This window comes from Exiguobacterium sp. s56 (assembly GCF_018618255.1).
Classification (GTDB): Bacteria; Bacillota; Bacilli; order Exiguobacteriales; family Exiguobacteriaceae; genus Exiguobacterium; species Exiguobacterium chiriqhucha.
Genome location: NZ_JACSLR010000001.1, coordinates 162,717 through 178,910 on the forward strand (window position 1 = coordinate 162,717; position 16,194 = coordinate 178,910).

Annotated in this window: 21 protein-coding genes; 17 read left to right on the forward strand and 4 right to left on the reverse strand. The window is 51.7% G+C overall.

All coding sequences use genetic code 11. The annotated features are described in order from the left end of the window. Window positions 1-17: 17 nt before the first annotated feature. Genes KNP71_RS00840 through KNP71_RS00855 form a run of 4 tightly spaced genes read left to right on the forward strand, consistent with a single transcriptional unit; the run spans window position 18 to window position 1,865 of the window. Window positions 18-563, forward strand: coding sequence for a phosphatidylglycerophosphatase A family protein (locus KNP71_RS00840; RefSeq protein WP_029595773.1), 546 nt, complete (start codon window positions 18-20; stop codon window positions 561-563). After that, window positions 563-1,147: a phosphatase PAP2 family protein gene (locus KNP71_RS00845; protein WP_029595772.1), complete on the forward strand. Its 585-nt coding sequence runs from the start codon at window positions 563-565 to the stop codon at window positions 1,145-1,147. Before KNP71_RS00840 ends, KNP71_RS00845 begins: the two co-directional genes overlap by 1 nt. Then, window positions 1,144-1,677 (forward strand): hypothetical protein, encoded by a 534-nt coding sequence (locus KNP71_RS00850; protein WP_029595771.1) that lies wholly within the window; start codon window positions 1,144-1,146, stop codon window positions 1,675-1,677. The genes KNP71_RS00845 and KNP71_RS00850 overlap by 4 nt, the downstream gene beginning before the upstream one ends. Then, on the forward strand, window positions 1,674-1,865 hold the full coding sequence (locus tag KNP71_RS00855; protein ID WP_029595770.1) for a hypothetical protein: 192 nt from the start codon (window positions 1,674-1,676) through the stop codon (window positions 1,863-1,865). The genes KNP71_RS00850 and KNP71_RS00855 overlap by 4 nt, the downstream gene beginning before the upstream one ends. Before the next feature lie 20 nt (window positions 1,866-1,885). On the opposite strand, the gene KNP71_RS00860 is transcribed toward KNP71_RS00855, so the two are convergent. Next, window positions 1,886-2,173, reverse strand: a complete 288-nt coding sequence (locus tag KNP71_RS00860) for an FHA domain-containing protein (protein WP_029595769.1) — start codon at window positions 2,171-2,173, stop codon at window positions 1,886-1,888. Window positions 2,174-2,446: 273 nt separating this feature from the next. Beyond that, entirely contained in the window at window positions 2,447-3,178 is a 732-nt protein-coding gene (locus tag KNP71_RS00865) for a hypothetical protein (RefSeq protein ID WP_021066974.1), read from the reverse strand. A 151-nt stretch (window positions 3,179-3,329) separates the two neighbouring features. Between KNP71_RS00865 and KNP71_RS00870 the strand changes: the two genes are divergently transcribed. The 8 genes from KNP71_RS00870 to nadE all read left to right on the forward strand — a co-directional run bounded on the left by KNP71_RS00870 (window position 3,330) and on the right by nadE (window position 8,941). After that, window positions 3,330-3,896 carry a GNAT family N-acetyltransferase gene (locus KNP71_RS00870; protein WP_021066975.1) on the forward strand — a complete coding sequence of 189 codons (567 nt, stop codon included), beginning with the start codon at window positions 3,330-3,332 and terminating at the stop codon, window positions 3,894-3,896. A gap of 2 nt (window positions 3,897-3,898) precedes the next feature. Next, on the forward strand, window positions 3,899-4,612 hold the full coding sequence (locus KNP71_RS00875) for an alpha/beta fold hydrolase (RefSeq protein WP_214713866.1): 714 nt from the start codon (window positions 3,899-3,901) through the stop codon (window positions 4,610-4,612). Next, window positions 4,605-5,165, forward strand: coding sequence for an NADPH-dependent FMN reductase (locus KNP71_RS00880; RefSeq protein WP_021066977.1), 561 nt, complete (start codon window positions 4,605-4,607; stop codon window positions 5,163-5,165). Before KNP71_RS00875 ends, KNP71_RS00880 begins: the two co-directional genes overlap by 8 nt. 69 nt (window positions 5,166-5,234) lie before the next feature. Then, window positions 5,235-5,474, forward strand: coding sequence for a hypothetical protein (locus KNP71_RS00885; protein WP_214714096.1), 240 nt, complete (start codon window positions 5,235-5,237; stop codon window positions 5,472-5,474). A 72-nt stretch (window positions 5,475-5,546) separates the two neighbouring features. Then, on the forward strand, window positions 5,547-6,638 hold the full coding sequence (locus tag KNP71_RS00890; protein WP_029595766.1) for a virulence factor: 1,092 nt from the start codon (window positions 5,547-5,549) through the stop codon (window positions 6,636-6,638). 244 nt (window positions 6,639-6,882) lie between these two features. Then, complete coding sequence (locus KNP71_RS00895; RefSeq protein WP_021066980.1) at window positions 6,883-7,077, forward strand: hypothetical protein; 195 nt, start codon at window positions 6,883-6,885, stop codon at window positions 7,075-7,077. A 100-nt stretch (window positions 7,078-7,177) separates the two neighbouring features. After that, window positions 7,178-8,008 carry a BsuPI-related putative proteinase inhibitor gene (locus KNP71_RS00900; protein WP_353048035.1) on the forward strand — a complete coding sequence of 277 codons (831 nt, stop codon included), beginning with the start codon at window positions 7,178-7,180 and terminating at the stop codon, window positions 8,006-8,008. Between the two features lie 117 nt (window positions 8,009-8,125). Continuing rightward, window positions 8,126-8,941, forward strand: coding sequence for an ammonia-dependent NAD(+) synthetase (gene nadE, locus KNP71_RS00905; protein ID WP_214829845.1), 816 nt, complete (start codon window positions 8,126-8,128; stop codon window positions 8,939-8,941). Between the two features lie 381 nt (window positions 8,942-9,322). Here nadE and KNP71_RS00910 read toward each other — a convergent pair whose 3' ends face one another. Beyond that, window positions 9,323-9,712, reverse strand: a complete 390-nt coding sequence (locus tag KNP71_RS00910) for a disulfide bond formation protein B (RefSeq protein ID WP_021066983.1) — start codon at window positions 9,710-9,712, stop codon at window positions 9,323-9,325. Between the two features lie 110 nt (window positions 9,713-9,822). Here KNP71_RS00910 and KNP71_RS00915 point away from each other — a divergent pair, with 110 nt between their 5' ends. From KNP71_RS00915 to KNP71_RS00935, 5 genes are all read left to right on the forward strand, one after another. Beyond that, window positions 9,823-10,701, forward strand: coding sequence for a transcriptional regulator CcpC (locus tag KNP71_RS00915; RefSeq protein WP_021066984.1), 879 nt, complete (start codon window positions 9,823-9,825; stop codon window positions 10,699-10,701). After that, window positions 10,698-11,819 carry an N-acetyldiaminopimelate deacetylase gene (locus tag KNP71_RS00920; protein WP_131471124.1) on the forward strand — a complete coding sequence of 374 codons (1,122 nt, stop codon included), beginning with the start codon at window positions 10,698-10,700 and terminating at the stop codon, window positions 11,817-11,819. The genes KNP71_RS00915 and KNP71_RS00920 overlap by 4 nt, the downstream gene beginning before the upstream one ends. A gap of 268 nt (window positions 11,820-12,087) precedes the next feature. Then, window positions 12,088-13,476, forward strand: a complete 1,389-nt coding sequence (locus KNP71_RS00925) for a cytochrome ubiquinol oxidase subunit I (protein WP_131471125.1) — start codon at window positions 12,088-12,090, stop codon at window positions 13,474-13,476. Between the two features lie 14 nt (window positions 13,477-13,490). Continuing rightward, window positions 13,491-14,522: a cytochrome d ubiquinol oxidase subunit II gene (locus KNP71_RS00930; protein WP_021066987.1), complete on the forward strand. Its 1,032-nt coding sequence runs from the start codon at window positions 13,491-13,493 to the stop codon at window positions 14,520-14,522. Between the two features lie 107 nt (window positions 14,523-14,629). Next, the gene (locus tag KNP71_RS00935; protein ID WP_029595762.1) at window positions 14,630-15,292 is read left to right on the forward strand and encodes a potassium channel family protein; all 663 of its coding nucleotides are present in this window, start codon (window positions 14,630-14,632) and stop codon (window positions 15,290-15,292) included. A 32-nt stretch (window positions 15,293-15,324) separates the two neighbouring features. On the opposite strand, the gene KNP71_RS00940 is transcribed toward KNP71_RS00935, so the two are convergent. Next, window positions 15,325-16,101 (reverse strand): Cof-type HAD-IIB family hydrolase, encoded by a 777-nt coding sequence (locus KNP71_RS00940; protein ID WP_029595761.1) that lies wholly within the window; start codon window positions 16,099-16,101, stop codon window positions 15,325-15,327. Window positions 16,102-16,194: the final 93 nt, after the last annotated feature.

A 16,194-nucleotide genomic window follows, 5' to 3' on the forward strand; every position in this document is an offset into this window, starting at 1 on the left:
ATGTTCCCGCATCTATGATGAAACATGTACCACACTCACGCGATGTACGCGACGCGGCACGGGCTCGCTTGATTGAACGGGGCGTATCGATCGAATCGATCGCCGAAATCGTCTATCAAATGCAAGCACCGTATTCGCCACACTTATCATTGAAAGACTGCATGGACTCGGTCGAGGCCGTGTTAGATAAACGCGAGCTCCAACACGCGATTCTCGTCGGGTCGGAACTCGACATGCTCGCCGAGCGCGGGCAATTGTCGGAGCCGCTCTTGTCAATCGTGGCGTCGGATGAAGGGTTGTTCGGTGTCGATGAGACGATTGCGATCGGGGCCGTCAACACATATGGTTCGATTGCCGTGACGACGTTCGGATACTTAGACAAAGCGAAAATCGGGATCATCAAACAGCTCGACACGAAAATGGACGACGGCCAAGTCCATACGTTCATGGATGACCTCGTCGGTGCCATCGCGGCGAACGCCTCAGGTCGGTTGGCGCACCGTCTGCGTGACATGACCGACTTCGGCGAAGACGAGATGCGGGAACGGAAAGGGTTGTATTGATGACTTCTCGCTTACAAGAGCTGGCGATCACCGGGACGATTGGATTCGTTCTCTTCTCGGTGGTCGTCGTTTTAGGTTGGGTCGTACCGGTCGACCGCTTCGTCACGGCTTCGCTTGAACCGCTCGCTGGACCATTGTTCGTTTATGTGACCGAGCTCGGCAGTGTGAAAGTGTTGATTGGTCTATCCATTATTGGCATGCTCTATTTCTTATGGCGAGGGAACCGCTTTGAGGCGTTCCGTTTGCCGATTGTCGTCATTGCCACGCTTCTCGTGACACAAGTGTTGAAGCTCGTGTTCGGGGTTGACCGACCGTCAATCGATGCCGCGCTCGACGCGACGACTTATAGCTTCCCGAGCGGTCACGCCTCTGGATCACTCGCCTTGTACGGTATGCTGGCGATCTTGATGTACCGCCGCAATGAAAACTTGATCGGGTTCGGCTTGCTTGTCGCGATGGTGTTGGCCGTCTCGTTCAGCCGGGTCATCTTGAACGTCCACTATTTCAGTGACGTCATCGGCGGGTGGCTCGTCGCGCTCGTCATCGTGGCAGGGTCAGAAGTAATAAGGAGGAAACGAAATTGATTTTAGTCTCACAAGTCGAAACATGGTTGTTCATGGACCAAACTCGAGCGGACGCCGCCGACGCCCCGACGATTTTGGTCGAAAAAGATGCGTCCGGGGCCAAGTCATTCACGGCGATGCGAACGTTGTTCCAACTCAAGAAGTGGACGGGACAACGACGCTTCGTGCCGCTCTTATCGTGCGATGAGACGGCGTATCGAGCCTATGAAGTGTTTCATGTCGACGCGGTTCCGCCGTTCGCCATCCTCGATTCGGGCCGAGTCTTATTAAAGGACAACGAAGTGGATGTGGCCTATGCGGTCGCCCTCGACGACGCTGCGCCAAAAACGTACGGTGAACGGATCGCGTTTGTAGTCGATTATGTGGAGCGGGCACTCGGTGAAACGGTCGTGCTCGCCATCGATGAGCCGGTCGCGTCGCATCCTCAGGTGCCGGAAGATGTGTTCGTACCGGAAAATGTGATGCAGACGAGTGAACGATTGTTCGCCTGGGCAAACCGACAACAAACGGAGAGGGATGAAGTGAAATGAACGAGTGGGAACCAAAAATTCAAGAACTTCTCTACGGGACGGTCGACGAACTCATCGTCCCGAAAGACGACTTTTTGACGGTCCGTTCGCTCTTGGTCGACAAGGGCTGGCTGTTTGAAGTCGTCGGTGAAGCGAAACACGGCGGCGTGACGATTTATCGGAAAAACGAACAAAGCGCGTCCTCATAAGAGGAACGCGCTTTGTTCGTTTAGGCGTTAGAAGCCAATTTGATTTTTTGTCGTTTTAACTTGTGTAATAACCAGGCATGTAACACTTCACAAGAATGGTGAGGAAGGGTCAGTTCGACAAGTGGGTGTGACTGACCGAATATAGTGAAGCGCGAATGGTCCTCGTCGAGCATTGAGACTTGAATATCGGTCGCTTCTTGAAGCGAAATCCGTTGCTCGCCGGCTACTGCATCTTTTAGTTTCAGCATTTTTCCATTCGTCGCAAACTTGGTGAACGAAGACATTCCCTGTACTTTCAGTTGTTCCATCTCGTGTATCTATTCATCCGCGTGATGAATAGATTTTCACCTCGCTTTCTCTATATTGCCTTCCATTCCTCCAGAAGGTTATTCCTAGTATACCCTCCTCGCGATAAAAGAAAAGAGTTAATTTAACGAAAAATTAAGACAATTTGTTATCAATTTATAAAAATAGTGTCTCAGGCGCTTGGTGATGGGATTTGAAACGTAATCCGTATGAGCGGGATAACAAAAAAGAACCTGATTGGCTCAGGTTCGATAAAGATTATTGCACGGGTGAACTCAAAATCGTTCAATCTCCCACGTACGACGGCGATACGTCAATTGTCCTTTCAACGCGATCGATTCTTTTTTCGCATCAAAGTCTTCTTCGAGCACCGACATGTCCTCGTAACGCCCGGCGACATAGAAGGCAATCGAGACTTGCCGATTGAACAGGCTCCGCTTCGTATGATCGAAATCGATAATCAACCCTTGCGGTGATAACGCCAAAATCTCATCGATGACCGGGAGCGGGATTGGGACGAAACTGATGTTGCGAATGTCGCGGTCGAGCTTGCTTTGCAGCACGCTCTGCAAGAAGTGCGAGATCGTCGACCAGTCTTTTATGTACAGGCTGCTATGACGATCATTCGATTCGTTGAAGAAGGCAATCTCGTTTTGAATCGAGTTCAGGAAAGGTCCTTTTAAGCCACGTTCCATATGACTGAGGAACAAGATTTCAGCGATCTCGTGATCCGATAACGATTCAAGCAGATGATAGTCAGGAAAGTCGATGGCGGTGAAACTCGTTTGGTTATTTAAATACTTGGTCGAGAACGTCGACAGTTCGTGCGCCTCGATATAGCGGAACCGGGTCCGGGACGACTGTCTCATCCCTTTCATGTCCGTCCGACAAATAATCATCGGGCGGGCGAGTGATAACGCCTCGGTGACATCGTTTAAAGTGACGCCATGCAGTGTAAAACGTTGCAGTTCTCGGTCTTGTTTAATATAGAACAACTGTTTTGACATAATTATCCCCTCAGTTCGAAGTCACTATAGTTTGATTTTAGCAAATCCCTTCGTGGCGCGCCATGTTTGAGCGGTTCTAGAGGATTGAGATGATGGTTTTTTTGGGAAAATGGTTATAATTGAGGAAAAGAAGCAGAAAGGCGGATTCCATATGTGGGGGTTGAAAAAAAGCTTTCCCGAGCTCGTGACGAGCCGGTTCATTTTGAGGGAACTCGAACCCCGTGACGCGAGGGCGCTCTATGTTATTCTTTCGACCGAGGAAGTGATGCGTTATTACGGGTCCGATCCTTTACTGGCCGTCTATGAGGCGAAGAACGTCATCGCTTATTTCAAAGATCAATTTCAGCAAGGAAAAGCGATTCGCTGGGCGATCTGTGACCGCGACACGAACGAACTGATTGGGACGATCGGCTTTCACAACTGGACCCCGCAGTATTTTCGGGCCGAAATTGGCTTCGAGGTCGCGCCGAGCCATTGGCGCCGGGGTGTCGCGTTCGAGGCGGCGTCTGCCGTCATTCGATACGGGTTTGACGAGTTCAAGTTTCATCGGATCTCGGCGCTCGTCGCTCCAGGGAACGAAGGGTCGAACCGGTTGGTGCAAAAGCTCGGCTTTACGGAGGAAGGATTGCTCCATGACTATGCCTATAGTCACGGACGTTTCATGGATTTGACGATGTATCGTCTCTTGAAAGACGAATGGAACGAAAGGGAGGAATGACGTTGAGACAAGTTGTGCTGTTACATGGATTGTGTGGATCACCTGATTATTTTGAGGAACTCATCCCATTGATGGACGCGGACGTATACGCGCTGACATTACCGGGACATGCCGGGACGGAGGCCGGACCAGAGACGATGGATCAGTTTGCGGATTGGGTACTTTCTGAGATGAAACTGCGCAATCTCAAGCGTCCAATCGTGCTCGGTCATTCGTTCGGGGGCTACATCACGACCAACCTCGTCCGCCGTCATCCGGACGCGCTATCCGGTTTCGGATTGATTCATTCGACGGCGGCGGCTGATCCAGAGACGGCCAAAGTGAAGCGGAATGAAGCCATCGAACGAGTGATGGAAGAAGGGGTACATCCGTTCATCGACACGATGATTCCGGGTGTGTTTGCCGCTGATTCCGACACCGCGTTGATTGAACGCGCCAAGCAAATCGGCTACGAGATGTCAAAAGAAGGAATCATTTCCGCGCAGATGGCCATTCGCGACCGTGCCGATGAAACGGAGACGGTCCGGTCGACGAACTTGCCCGGTCTCTTCCTCTATGGATCTAGTGATCCGAACATGGATGCGGAACGCGCTTTCCTAGGGGCGGACCGTCATACGAAACAGACGGTACCGGCTAGCCATATGGGGATGATGGAACAGCCAGAACGAGAAGCGCAACTCATCAATGATTGGCTCAAGGAGGTACAGGATGTCTAAATTCAAACTCGTTGCCGTATCAGGAAGTCTTCGTAAGGCGTCATACAACACGGCGCTGCTCCATTCCATCATCGAGCTTGGCCAAGATCGGTTCGACGTCGAGATTGCTTCGATTGAGATGCCGCTCTATAACGACGACTTGATCGACCCGGATGAACCCGAAGTCGTGCGCGACTTCAAACGAGCCGTGCGTGAGGCGGACGGTCTGCTCGTCGTCACCCCGGAATATAACCACAGCATCCCGGGTGTGTTGAAGAACGCAATCGATTGGCTGTCGCTCGAACCAGGCACGCCGCTCCGTGAGAAACCGGTCATGATTGCCGGGGCGTCTCCGGGTATGCTTGGGACGGCGCGATGTCAAATTCATCTCCGTCAAGTATTTGCCACAAATCGTGCTAACGTTTTACCAGGAAATGAAATCTTTATCACGCATTGTAAAGAAAAGATTGATGATACTGGATTACATGATGAAAAGTCTCGGCAACAAATCGACCGAGTGTTATCCGAGTATTATAACTGGATTGATTTTTGGAAGCGTCACGCAAAAAATTAACTTGAAGTCGCCCTGATTGTTTGATAGAAATGAATTGTGAAAACAAACACAAAGGGAGCGACGACAAACATGCAAACGTATATTGAACTGTATAATGGCGGCGAGTTGGAGGACCGGGCAATCATCAATGACGGGATGACGTTCGGCCGGGTGACGATTGTGGAATTGTTCTATCAAACGAGCCATATCTTCGGATACGTCAAAGTCAATGGGGAGAAGCGCTTCTTCCTTGAGCCTGTGTCAGCAGATGATACGTTCATCGTCGAAGGAGAAGAGTATTCGCTCCAACAGTTCATCGCCCTATTTTGATTGTTCACGACGCAAGCGACTCGCTTGCGTTTTTTTGTCGTTTTCGTCACGATTGAGAGTGAGGTGATGAGAATGAAATTAGTAGCAATCGAACCAACTCCAAGTCCAAATAACTTGAAGATTATCGTCGAACCGGCGTTCACGGGCCGTGGTGTCACGTATGACAAGGCGAGCCGTGATATGCCGCCGATCATTGAAGACATCGTCGGCTTACGCGGGGTCAAGTCGGTCTACGCTGTCTCCGACTTCCTCGCCGTCGAACGCCATCCGAAACATGACTGGCACGACGTCATGAACGAGATTCGCCGCGCGTTCGGGGAAGACGTGCCGGAAGTCGAGGCAAGCCAAATGGCGGCGGACTACGAACCGGTGCACGTCTCGGTCCAGTTCGTCCTCGATGTGCCGATGCAATTGAAACTCGTCAAAGGCGATTCGGAAAAACGGGTCGGTCTGTCAAAACGGTTCGTCGACGCCGCACTTGACGTGCAGGCCCAAGTGAAAAACGTCATCCAAGACCGACGCTGGGTCGAACAAGCCCCGCGTTACGGCGAGCTCGAGGATGTGAGTGTCGTCGCGCAAGAAGAGCTCGAGGCGGCGTATCCTGAAGAACGGGTCGCTCGCATCGTCGCCCGGGCGTTTGGCCGGGAAGCCGACTATGAAGCCAATGCGAACCAATTGCAATCAGACGATTGGAAAGCACGTTTGGCGTTCTTGGACGAGCTCGAGATTACCCCGGACAACATGGTGTACTTCCGCCGCGCCCTCGAGGACAAGGTGATGGCCATCCGTCGACAAGCGGTCGTCATGATTGGCATGTTCGAAGAGAATCGGGAAGAGTATGTCACGTATATCGAACAGGCGCTCGTCGACTCGTCACCGATTGTACGGCGTACGGCCGGCGACACGGTGTCCGATTGGGCGTTGCCGCAGTCGCAACCGTCGATGATTGAGGCGCTCAAGGATAAGAGCAAGCTCGTCCGGTGGCGGGCCGCTCGATTCTTGTTCGACTGCGGAGATGAACAGGCCGTACCCGCCCTCAAAATCGCCGAAGACGATCGTGAGTTCGAGGTGTCGTTGCAGGCACGCCTTGCCAAAGAACGGATCACGAGCGGGGAAACGGCACTCGGGACAGTGTGGCAACAAATTTCAAACCGAACGAAGTAACAAATCATTCGACAATCATGAATTTAATTTATTTACAGTTACAGGAAGAGAGACGAATCGGATTGCGATTCGTCTCTCTTTTTGCACGAATAATTTGATAATTCATCCAAATGACTAACAATCGATACCAGCAATTCGACAGTTGGGTAAACGGGTCTTTTGGCCTGTCGAACGATGGGACGTTATTCTCAATATAATCGTTGATACACTATACATATCTTATAACCGAAAAGGAGCCACACTCATGATGCTTTTTGCAGAAACACCAGAACTCGTAGCCTATAAGGAAGTCGTCGATGGTATGATCACGGTCATCTTTGAGTCGATTCACAGCGAGACGTTCTCGATCTCTGCACAAGTTCGGTCCGATATCGACGTCGCTGACGCGTTGTTCATGACAGGATGGCAGCAATACGTGGAAAACGTCCAAGTTTCATAATAAAGGTGAATAATATCCGTAAACCCATTACAAACGTCTGCACGAACGTTTACACTAGTGCTATAGACGTTTTTTTATTTTTCGGAGGAGAGTGGGATACGTGAAGAAAACTTGGTTATTGGCAATCGTTACGGCGATGATGTTGGTCGTCGCGGCTTGCAGCAAAGAAGAAGCGAACCCGAGCGATGTGGACGGTAACGCGTCGACACCGCCTGCCTTATTGACACTCGAGACGGACGTGAGCTACGATGCCGAGTCCAAACAGTTGTCGGCGACGGTATCGATGACGAATCCGAACGAGGAGCCCGTCAACGTGACGTTCAATTCGTCGCAACGCTTTCAGATGACGGTGATGAACGGGGATACGACCATCTTCGACTATGGCAGTGAATATATGTTCACAGAATCGATTATCGAAGAGACGTGGGCACCAGGTGAGAAGAAAGTGTTCGATGAAGTATTCCCACTCACGCTCGAAGCGGGTGAGTACACGGTGGACTTCGTCGGTCTGGCCCAAGTCGAAGGTGCACCTGAGATGGCGGTCACCGATCAACAGTCGCTGACCGTTGAAGCTTCCGAGGTGCCGACTGAAGAAACACCGGAAGAGCCGGCCGAAGAAACGACGGAAGAAACGACAGAAGAACCCGTTGAAGAGCCGAGCGACCAACCCGCGCAAACGGAAGGTTCGTTCCGCGATGTGGCCATCAAATTGAACGGTAACGCGATTGATGTTTCTGGATACACGGACGTCGAAGAGTTCGAATGGAGCGTGTCGGACGGTCATAATCTATATGCCCAAGGTGCGGCCGAAGTGACAAGTGGCAGCTTCACATTTGGTGTCTTAATGGATGAAGAACCACCGGCAGGAAAAGCATTATTCTTGGAGATGACACCGATCGGCGGCGACGTCGCATCGTTCCGCATTCAATAACCGGACGACGGAAACTTAGGTTTCCGTCGTTTTGTTTCGGGAATGAAACAAGTTGACGGCATTCATAGATTGTCAGACAATTAGGCAAACCGATATCAGATAGGGAGGAAGTTGAGAATGCAGCAACATATTATTGAGACGACACACGTCAAACCATCCATCAACCCAGCCGAAGAGATTCGTCGCCGAATCGATTTTTTAAAGGCTTATGTCAAACGAGCAGGCGCGAAAGGGCTCGTCCTCGGCATCTCGGGAGGACAGGACTCAACGCTCGCCGGCAAGCTCTGCCAGCTGGCGATGGAAGAATTGCGTGAGGAAACAAGTGCGGACTTTACATTCTACGCCGTCCGTCTGCCATATGGCGAGCAACATGACGAGGCCGACGCCAAACGTGCCCTCGACTTCATTCAACCGGACAAAACGTTCACGGTCAACGTGAAACCGGCCGTCGATGCCTCAGCCAACTCGTTCCATGAAGCGACGGGACTCGAACTTGGCGACTTCCATAAAGGGAACACGAAAGCGCGTGAGCGGATGAAAGTGCAATACGACATCGCAGCCACGTACGGTGCCCTCGTCGTCGGTACGGACCATGCGGCCGAATACGTCACTGGTTTTTACACGAAGCACGGGGACGGGGCGGCCGACTTGACGCCGCTCACAGGATTGAACAAGCGCCAAGGGAAAGCGTTGCTCCATGAACTTGAAGCGCATGAGAGCTTGATTTATAAAGTGCCGACGGCTGATTTGGAAGATGACAAACCGGGACTCCCGGACGAGGTCGCTCTCGGGATGACGTATGATCAACTCGATGATTATCTCGAAGGGAAATCAGTCGATCCAGCCATCGCTGAACGGATTGAGACAATCTTCAAACGGTCGCGCCATAAACACCATATGCCGGCCTCGCTCTATGACGAGTGGTGGCAGTGATCTTAAGAACCAGCCCCCGGCTGGTTCTTTTTTATATGGTAACTTTCGAACCGTCCCGTTAGGCGCCCATGCTTTCAGCAGGCAATCCCGTAGCCTCCTCGCGCCGAATCCGGCACTGCGGGGTCTTCGTCGGATTGCTTTCCTGCATGAGTCAGGGCGCCACGGGCCGGATCGAAGGGACTTCCCTATGCTACAAATCAATCGATGCCAAAAGCCGGCAACCGAACTCCTAGGGGAGAGCGATGCAAGGACGACCCCGTAAAGCGCGATTCGCGCTGCGGAGGCATCCGCATCGCCCCAGAAACGAAGGATGCCGGCCAAAGCAATCGTAAATCAAACAAAAAAAACGGTCGGTAGACCGGTTCTTTTGTGTATCACAGATTAGCGCTTCGAGCGTGTCGGCACGAATTGGATGAGCAAGATAAGTGTGAACGCGATCAAGCTGAGCAGCGGGATCGTGATGAATCCGAAGTAGTTCACCCAACGAATCAAACAGTCATTACTGCAGAACGCGTCGCCGTTCGGGATGCGTTCGAGAATGACGTGATAGAGGGCGATTGCCCAACCCGCCCCGGCCATGAGACCGACGAACAATTTGTTCACAGCACGGTTCGAGAGAAGCACCGTCAAGTAATAGATGGCGAGCGGATACATAAATATGCGTTGGAACCAGCATAACTTGCATGGCACGTACAGCATGATTTCCGAGAAATAAAGACTGCCGAGCGTCGCGATGGTGGCGACAATAAAGGCAAAATGATGACGTTGCATCTGATTTCCTCCTGACGATTCAAAACTAATCGACAAACATGATATGATACAGTGAAGCAATAACGTATCCAGTATACAATCTTTGAAACGATAGAGAAATAGGTGACGTCATGCAAGTATCAGAAGTGGAAGTGTTAATCGTCCTCGCCGAAGAGTTGAATATGCGGAAAGCGGCGGAGCGCTTGTTCGTCTCCCAGCCCGCACTCAGTCAGCGCCTCGTCACAATCGAGCATCAGTGGGGCAAGAAAATTTTTGTCCGTTCGACACGGGGCCTCGCGCTCACGCCGGACGGTGAAAAAATCATCGACTTCGCGAAGAAGATGTATAGCGAGGAGCAGGAGCTGCGTGGGGAGTTGACAGCGCAACAAGGTGAGGTGTACGGTACATTAAAAATCGCTGTCGCATCCATCATGGGTCAGTATTGGCTACCGCGCGTCTTGAAGCGATTCGTCGAGCGGTATCCATCGGTTCGAGTCAAACTCGTCACGGGCTGGTCAAGCGAGATGATGCGCTATATGCTAGAGGAAAATTTCCATATCGGCATCATTCGCGGGAATCCGGATTGGCGCGGTGAGAAGATGAAATTGTTCTCAGATTCGCTTCATCTGGTCGACTTGCGGATGACCGATTTGAAACAATTAAAGAATAACGAGCGTTCGTTCATTCAATTCAAGAGCGACTCGACGTATTATCAAGAAATTTTGGAGTGGTGGCAAGAGCGCTTCTCGAGCCCGCCGCTCACGACGCTCGTCGTCGACCAAATCGAGACGTGCAAACAGATGGCGTTACACGGAATCGGATTCGCGATTTTACCTGAGTCGACGATTCGCGACGTCGAGGCAATCAATAAGATTCCGCTCACGTCGTCGGATGGGATTCCGCTCGTCCGGGATACGTGGATGTTATCGACCGAGTCGATGCTCGAGTTGGCGCAAGTGAAGGCGTTTTGGGAGATTGTTGATGAAGTGACGAAGGAGAGTGTGGAATGAGTTGGGCAATTGAGGCAAGACGGCAATTACATTTGATTCCAGAACGAGGTTATGAAGAGTTCAAGACACAGGCGACGCTTGAGGAACTGATTCGATCCTTGAACTCGCCGCGCGTGCACATCTCGCATTGGCGTACCGGTTTGTTCGTCCGCATCGACGGGCTTGCCGGTGAAAAGACGATCGGTTACCGGGCCGACATGGACGGCTTACCGATCACCGAAGAGACGGGCCTCGAGTTTGCCTCGGTCCATGAAGGGATGATGCACGCCTGTGGCCATGACGTTCATATGGCAATCGCTCTCGGGTTGATTAAGCGAGCCGTCGAAGAGCCGCTCGACCATCACCTCGTCATCTTCTTCCAACCAGCCGAAGAAGGTCCGGGCGGAGCTGAGCCGATGGCCATGTCGGAATTGTTCTATCATTTCCGTCCCGATGCGATGTTCGGACTTCACGTCGCACCAGAATATCCTGTCGGCACAATCGCGTCGCGTCCAGGTGTATTATTCGCGAGTGCGCGCGAGTTGCATCTGACGATTCATGGGAAAGGCGGGCATGGTGCCTTCCCACACGCCGGAATTGATGCCGTCATCGTCCAGGCCGCGTTGATTATGCAGCTGCAAACAATCGTCTCGCGGAACATCGACCCGATGGGCAGCGCGGTCATCTCGATCGGGAAAGTGATGGCTGGGACGAAAGAGAACATCATCGCGGACACGGCGAAGCTCGACGGTACGATTCGGGCCTTGTCGGACAAGGAGATGGTCGTGCTCGAACGACGCATCCGTCAAATCATCGCCGGGGTGGAGATGACGTATAACGTCCACATCGACCTCGAGTTCGGCAACCGGTACCACGAGGTCGTCAACGACGAACGTTATTTGTTCCAATTCGAAGAAGCGGTCGAGGAAGTCGGATACTCATACAAGACGTGCGTACCGGCCATGACCGGTGAAGATTTCGGATACATGCTGAAACAAGTTCCAGGCTTTATGGTCTGGCTCGGCGTGAACGATATGGGGTCGGGACTTCACCAATCGACGCTCAACCCGGATGAGCGGGCCATCGATGTCGCCATCGAGCTGTTCGATCATTTCTTTAGAACGGCCATCATTAAGTGAAGCAAGCGGACACGACGGTGTCCGCTTTTTTGTATGAAATGTGTAGAATTGTGCGTGAACCGTTAAAGATTTGGGAAAAAAGTAAGAGTTGTAAAGCGTCGATATTGTTAAGCATGCTCAAATGTGAACATTTTGCGAACTCAAGCATTGAAACATTACAGCGCTATATAAAATCATTATGATAAGGGTATCCAAGGGAAATCATCTGTGATGTTGCGCGATAGACATTGGTTTAAAGCGCTAGAGAGAGATAGGAGGTAATCAATAGATGTTTCAAGATCCTGTCCTGATGAGCCGGGCGTTAACGGCACTCACGTTGGGTTTCCACGTGATATTTGCCACAATCGGCGTCGGGGTTCCATTACTCATTTTATTGGCAGAGTTTCTAGGTATTAAAAAGAAAGATCCGAAATACACCTTGATGGCCCGTCGGTGGTCACGGGGATATGTCGTCACAGTAGCGGTCGGTGTCGTGACAGGTACGGCAATCGGGCTCCAGCTGTCTTTACTTTGGCCGAACCTCATGCGGGTCGCCGGTCAAACGATCGCACTTCCACTGTTCATGGAAACGTTCGCCTTCTTCTTTGAAGCGATCTTCCTCGGGATTTATTTGTACACGTGGGATCGATTTAAAAACCCGTGGCACCATATGCTAGTCGGGATTCCAGTCGCGGTCGGTGCCTTGTTCTCAGGGTTCTTCATTACGACCGTCAACAGCTTCATGAACCAGCCGGTCGGATTTGATATTGTCGACGGTCGACTCGCCAACGTGAGTCCAATCGAGGCGATGTTCAGCCCGGCGATGCCGACCAAAATGGCGCACGTCTTGACGTCGGCCATTCTGACATCGGCGTTCATTTTAGCTGCTATCGCCGCTGTCCAGTTGCTCCGTCAGCGACGGAACCAACTCGACAAGTTATCAATCGAGTATCATAAAAAAGGTCTTCGCTTGACGATGACCGTCGCGCTCATCTTCGCGATTGCGACTGCACTCGTCGGAGACTTCTCAGGTAAATACTTGGCGAAGTACCAGCCGGAAAAATTGGCGGCTGCGGAGTGGCATTTTGAAACCTCCTCGGAGGCCGAGCTGATTCTAGGCGGATGGCTCGAGGAAGACGGAGAGGGCGGTTACGAAGTACGTGGCGCCTTGAAGATTCCGTACGCCTTGTCAATCCTAGCGGGCGGTGTGCCGAACTACGAGGTGACCGGTCTTGATGAATTTGCGAAAGAAGATCAACCTCCACTATTCATCCACTACCTGTTTGATGCGATGGTCGGGATTGGGATGTTGCTGGCATTGATTTCGTTCTTGTTCGTGCTCGGACGGTATATCAAGCGACTGCCTCAATTCAGTAAACCGATGCTCATCGCCATCGCCGCAGGCGGTCCGCTCGCGATGATGGCCATCGAGTTCGGTTGGTTCTTCGCAGAGTTCGGTCGCCAGCCTTGGGCGCTCTATGATTTGATGCGCACGAGTGAAGCGGCGACGACATCGGCAAACGTAGGATGGATGCTTATCGCCTTTGCGATCCTGTATGCAGTTCTTGGCGTGGTCACGGTACTCGTCTTGACTCGTCTGTTCAAAGACAACCCAGTAGGGAAAGAACTAAAACAATCGGAGCTTCGCGGTGAAGCGATGTTCGCGGATGAAGTGTGATCGGAGGGTATGACATGCAGATTCAAGAATTAGGGATTGCCGTACTATGGACGTTTTTGTACGGCTACCTCATCGTCGCATCGATTGATTTCGGTGCCGGCTTCTTCGCTTTCTATAGTAAGTACACGAAGCGGGACCAAAAGATCAACCGTCTGATTGCACGGTATTTATCGCCGACGTGGGAAGTGACGAACGTGTTCTTCGTCTTCTTCTTCGTCGGGATCGTCGGGTTTTTCCCAGATACGGCTTACTATTACGGGACGGCGCTTCTCGTACCGGCCTCGGTCGTGTTGATTCTGTTGGCGATTCGCGGTAGTTTCTACGCGTTTGCCAACTATGGATCAAAAGAGAGCACGTTCTATATGTTCTTATATGGGGCGACTGGGCTGTTAATCCCGGCCTCGATGTCTACCGTTCTTACCGTCAGCCAAGGTGGATTTATCAATGAGACCGAGTCGGGCGTCTTTTTTGACGGCATGAAGTTGTTCACCAACTTCTACTCTTGGACCGTCGTCACCTTGGCAATCGTGTCGGTGCTCTATATCAGTGCCATGTTCCTCTTGTTCTATGCCGATAAGGCGCGTGACGCTCAGGCGGTCCCACTCGTTCGAAAATGGGCCTTGTTCTGGAGCGTTCCGACGATTGTCGCGTCGGGCCTCGTCTTCTTCGGGTTGAAGTCGCAGGCAGCTTGGCATTATGAGAGCATCTTAGCGGGCAACTGGTGGTGGTTCGCTGCAAGTTTCATCTTCTTCGCTGTAGCCGTTGCACTCGTCTACATGAAGCGAAACTACGGCATCGCGTTCTTGATGGTCATGGGTCAGTTCTTTATGGCCTGGTTCGGATACGGATATACGCACTTGCCGTACATTCTTTATCCGTACATCGACATCAACGGAAGCGTCGTCAACGAGTCGATGGCCATCGCCCTCGTCGTCGTCTTCATCCTCGGATTGCTCTTGCTCGTACCGGCGCTGTATCTCTTGCTACGCCTGTTCTTGTTCGACAATGACTATGTACGCGGAAAGCGTTCGAGTGGTAAAGCGTAAAGACCGGATATTCCGGTCTTTTTTTATATAGTTTTTTTGAGGGGAATCGGTTACACTGTACGAAGAATCGGGAACAGAAACAGCGTAGGAAAGGGATGTATGAAATTATGACAGGTGAATTTGCAGTCATCGGATTAGGACGGTTTGGCGGCTCGATCGTTCGGGAACTATCGGCGAACGGTTATGACGTGTTGGCGATTGATGCGGATGAAGAACGCGTCAACGAGTTTATGGGATTGGCGACACATGCGGTCATCGCGGACACGACCGACGAGAACGTATTGAAAAGTCTCGGCATTCGCAACTTTGAACACGTGATCGTGGCCATCGGTGAAAACATTCAAGCCTCGATTTTGACGACACTCATTTTAAAAGAGCTCGGTGTTCAAATCATCACGGTCAAGGCGACGAATGATTATCACGAGAAAGTGCTGCGCCGCATCGGGGCCGATAACATCGTCCACCCAGAGCGCGACATGGGCATCCGGATTGCGAACGGATTGATGAGCCAAAGCATCCTTGACTACCTCGAGCTCTCGAACGAGCACTCGATCGTTGAAATCAAGGCGTCGGACAAACTGTCGAACAAGTCGCTCATCGATTTGGACCTTCGCGCCAAATACGGCGTCAACATCGTCGCGGTCCGCCGCAATGATGACGTCATCATCTCACCGCAAGCCGACGAGATGATTTTGCCAGAGGACATCTTGATCATCATCGGGAAAGATACGGACTTGGATCGACTCGAACGCACACTTCGGTCCAGATAAAAAAACGAGAGGCGCGCGCCTCTCGTTTTTCATTAAATGAGCTTCATTGATTTTAAGCCGTACTCGATTCCATCTTCGAGAATCGATTTCGTCACGAAGTCGGCGACTTCTTTCGCTTCGACCCGGGCATTGCCCATTGCGATGCCCGTTCCAACGTATTGAAGCATCGCCAAATCGTTCAAGGCGTCGCCGAACGCGTACGTGTTCTCGAGCCGATAGCCGTTCGTCTCGATGAAGTGACGGATACCGTCGGCTTTACTGGCGCCACGATTGATGACGTCCATGGCGTGCGGATGCCAGCGGATGAAATCAAACTCGCCGTACGCATCCAAATAGTGATGTTCTTCTTCAGGCGCGCAATATAGGAGCGTCTGATAGACGGCCTGTTCGATATGGAAATTCGGATCATATGTCGGAATCGGCATATCAAGTTCTCCGAGTGACTGTTCGACGACATGGTCGTTCGCTTTCGTGGCACCGCCACGGTGTTGTCCGAGATAGACGAGCGTATGGTCGTTTGAGCCGGCATGTTCGGTCAAGCGACGGAGCGCGTCGGTCGGCAACGTGTTCCGATAGACGACCTCGCCTTGGTGGACGACGATTTGTCCGTTGTAGCAGACAAAGCTGTCGATGCCGAGCTGTTCTGGGATATCAGACAGCATCGCCGGGCCACGCCCTGTCGCGATGAACGTCTCGACGCCGTTGTGGCGTAGCTGCTGAATGGCCGCGATCGTCGAAGGGGGAATGTACGACCCTTCATGGAGCAACGTGCCATCGATGTCAAAAAAGACTACTTTCTTATCTTCCATTTTTCTTCACCATGCTTTCTCTGTCTTGATTAAGTCAGTTGTATACTAAAAAGCATAACACGAAATCGAGAAACCTCCCTCAATCTTACGTCA

Bases quoted from the DNA above. Each gene is read 5' to 3' on its own strand.
- KNP71_RS00940 (WP_029595761.1), bottom strand. From the start codon at position 16,101: ATGGAAGATAAGAAAGTAGTCTTTTTTGACATCGATGGCACGTTGCTC.
- KNP71_RS00890 (WP_029595766.1), top strand. From the start codon at position 5,547: ATGAAATTAGTAGCAATCGAACCAACTCCAAGTCCAAATAACTTGAAG.
- KNP71_RS00910 (WP_021066983.1), bottom strand. From the start codon at position 9,712: ATGCAACGTCATCATTTTGCCTTTATTGTCGCCACCATCGCGACGCTC.
- KNP71_RS00840 (WP_029595773.1), top strand. From the start codon at position 18: ATGAAACATGTACCACACTCACGCGATGTACGCGACGCGGCACGGGCT.
- KNP71_RS00915 (WP_021066984.1), top strand. From the start codon at position 9,823: ATGCAAGTATCAGAAGTGGAAGTGTTAATCGTCCTCGCCGAAGAGTTG.
- KNP71_RS00925 (WP_131471125.1), top strand. From the start codon at position 12,088: ATGTTTCAAGATCCTGTCCTGATGAGCCGGGCGTTAACGGCACTCACG.
- KNP71_RS00885 (WP_214714096.1), top strand. From the start codon at position 5,235: ATGCAAACGTATATTGAACTGTATAATGGCGGCGAGTTGGAGGACCGG.
- KNP71_RS00865 (WP_021066974.1), bottom strand. From the start codon at position 3,178: ATGTCAAAACAGTTGTTCTATATTAAACAAGACCGAGAACTGCAACGT.
- nadE (WP_214829845.1), top strand. From the start codon at position 8,126: ATGCAGCAACATATTATTGAGACGACACACGTCAAACCATCCATCAAC.
- KNP71_RS00855 (WP_029595770.1), top strand. From the start codon at position 1,674: ATGAACGAGTGGGAACCAAAAATTCAAGAACTTCTCTACGGGACGGTC.
- KNP71_RS00880 (WP_021066977.1), top strand. From the start codon at position 4,605: ATGTCTAAATTCAAACTCGTTGCCGTATCAGGAAGTCTTCGTAAGGCG.
- KNP71_RS00870 (WP_021066975.1), top strand. From the start codon at position 3,330: ATGTGGGGGTTGAAAAAAAGCTTTCCCGAGCTCGTGACGAGCCGGTTC.
- KNP71_RS00930 (WP_021066987.1), top strand. From the start codon at position 13,491: ATGCAGATTCAAGAATTAGGGATTGCCGTACTATGGACGTTTTTGTAC.
- KNP71_RS00860 (WP_029595769.1), bottom strand. From the start codon at position 2,173: ATGGAACAACTGAAAGTACAGGGAATGTCTTCGTTCACCAAGTTTGCG.
- KNP71_RS00935 (WP_029595762.1), top strand. From the start codon at position 14,630: ATGACAGGTGAATTTGCAGTCATCGGATTAGGACGGTTTGGCGGCTCG.
- KNP71_RS00845 (WP_029595772.1), top strand. From the start codon at position 563: ATGACTTCTCGCTTACAAGAGCTGGCGATCACCGGGACGATTGGATTC.
- KNP71_RS00920 (WP_131471124.1), top strand. From the start codon at position 10,698: ATGAGTTGGGCAATTGAGGCAAGACGGCAATTACATTTGATTCCAGAA.
- KNP71_RS00895 (WP_021066980.1), top strand. From the start codon at position 6,883: ATGATGCTTTTTGCAGAAACACCAGAACTCGTAGCCTATAAGGAAGTC.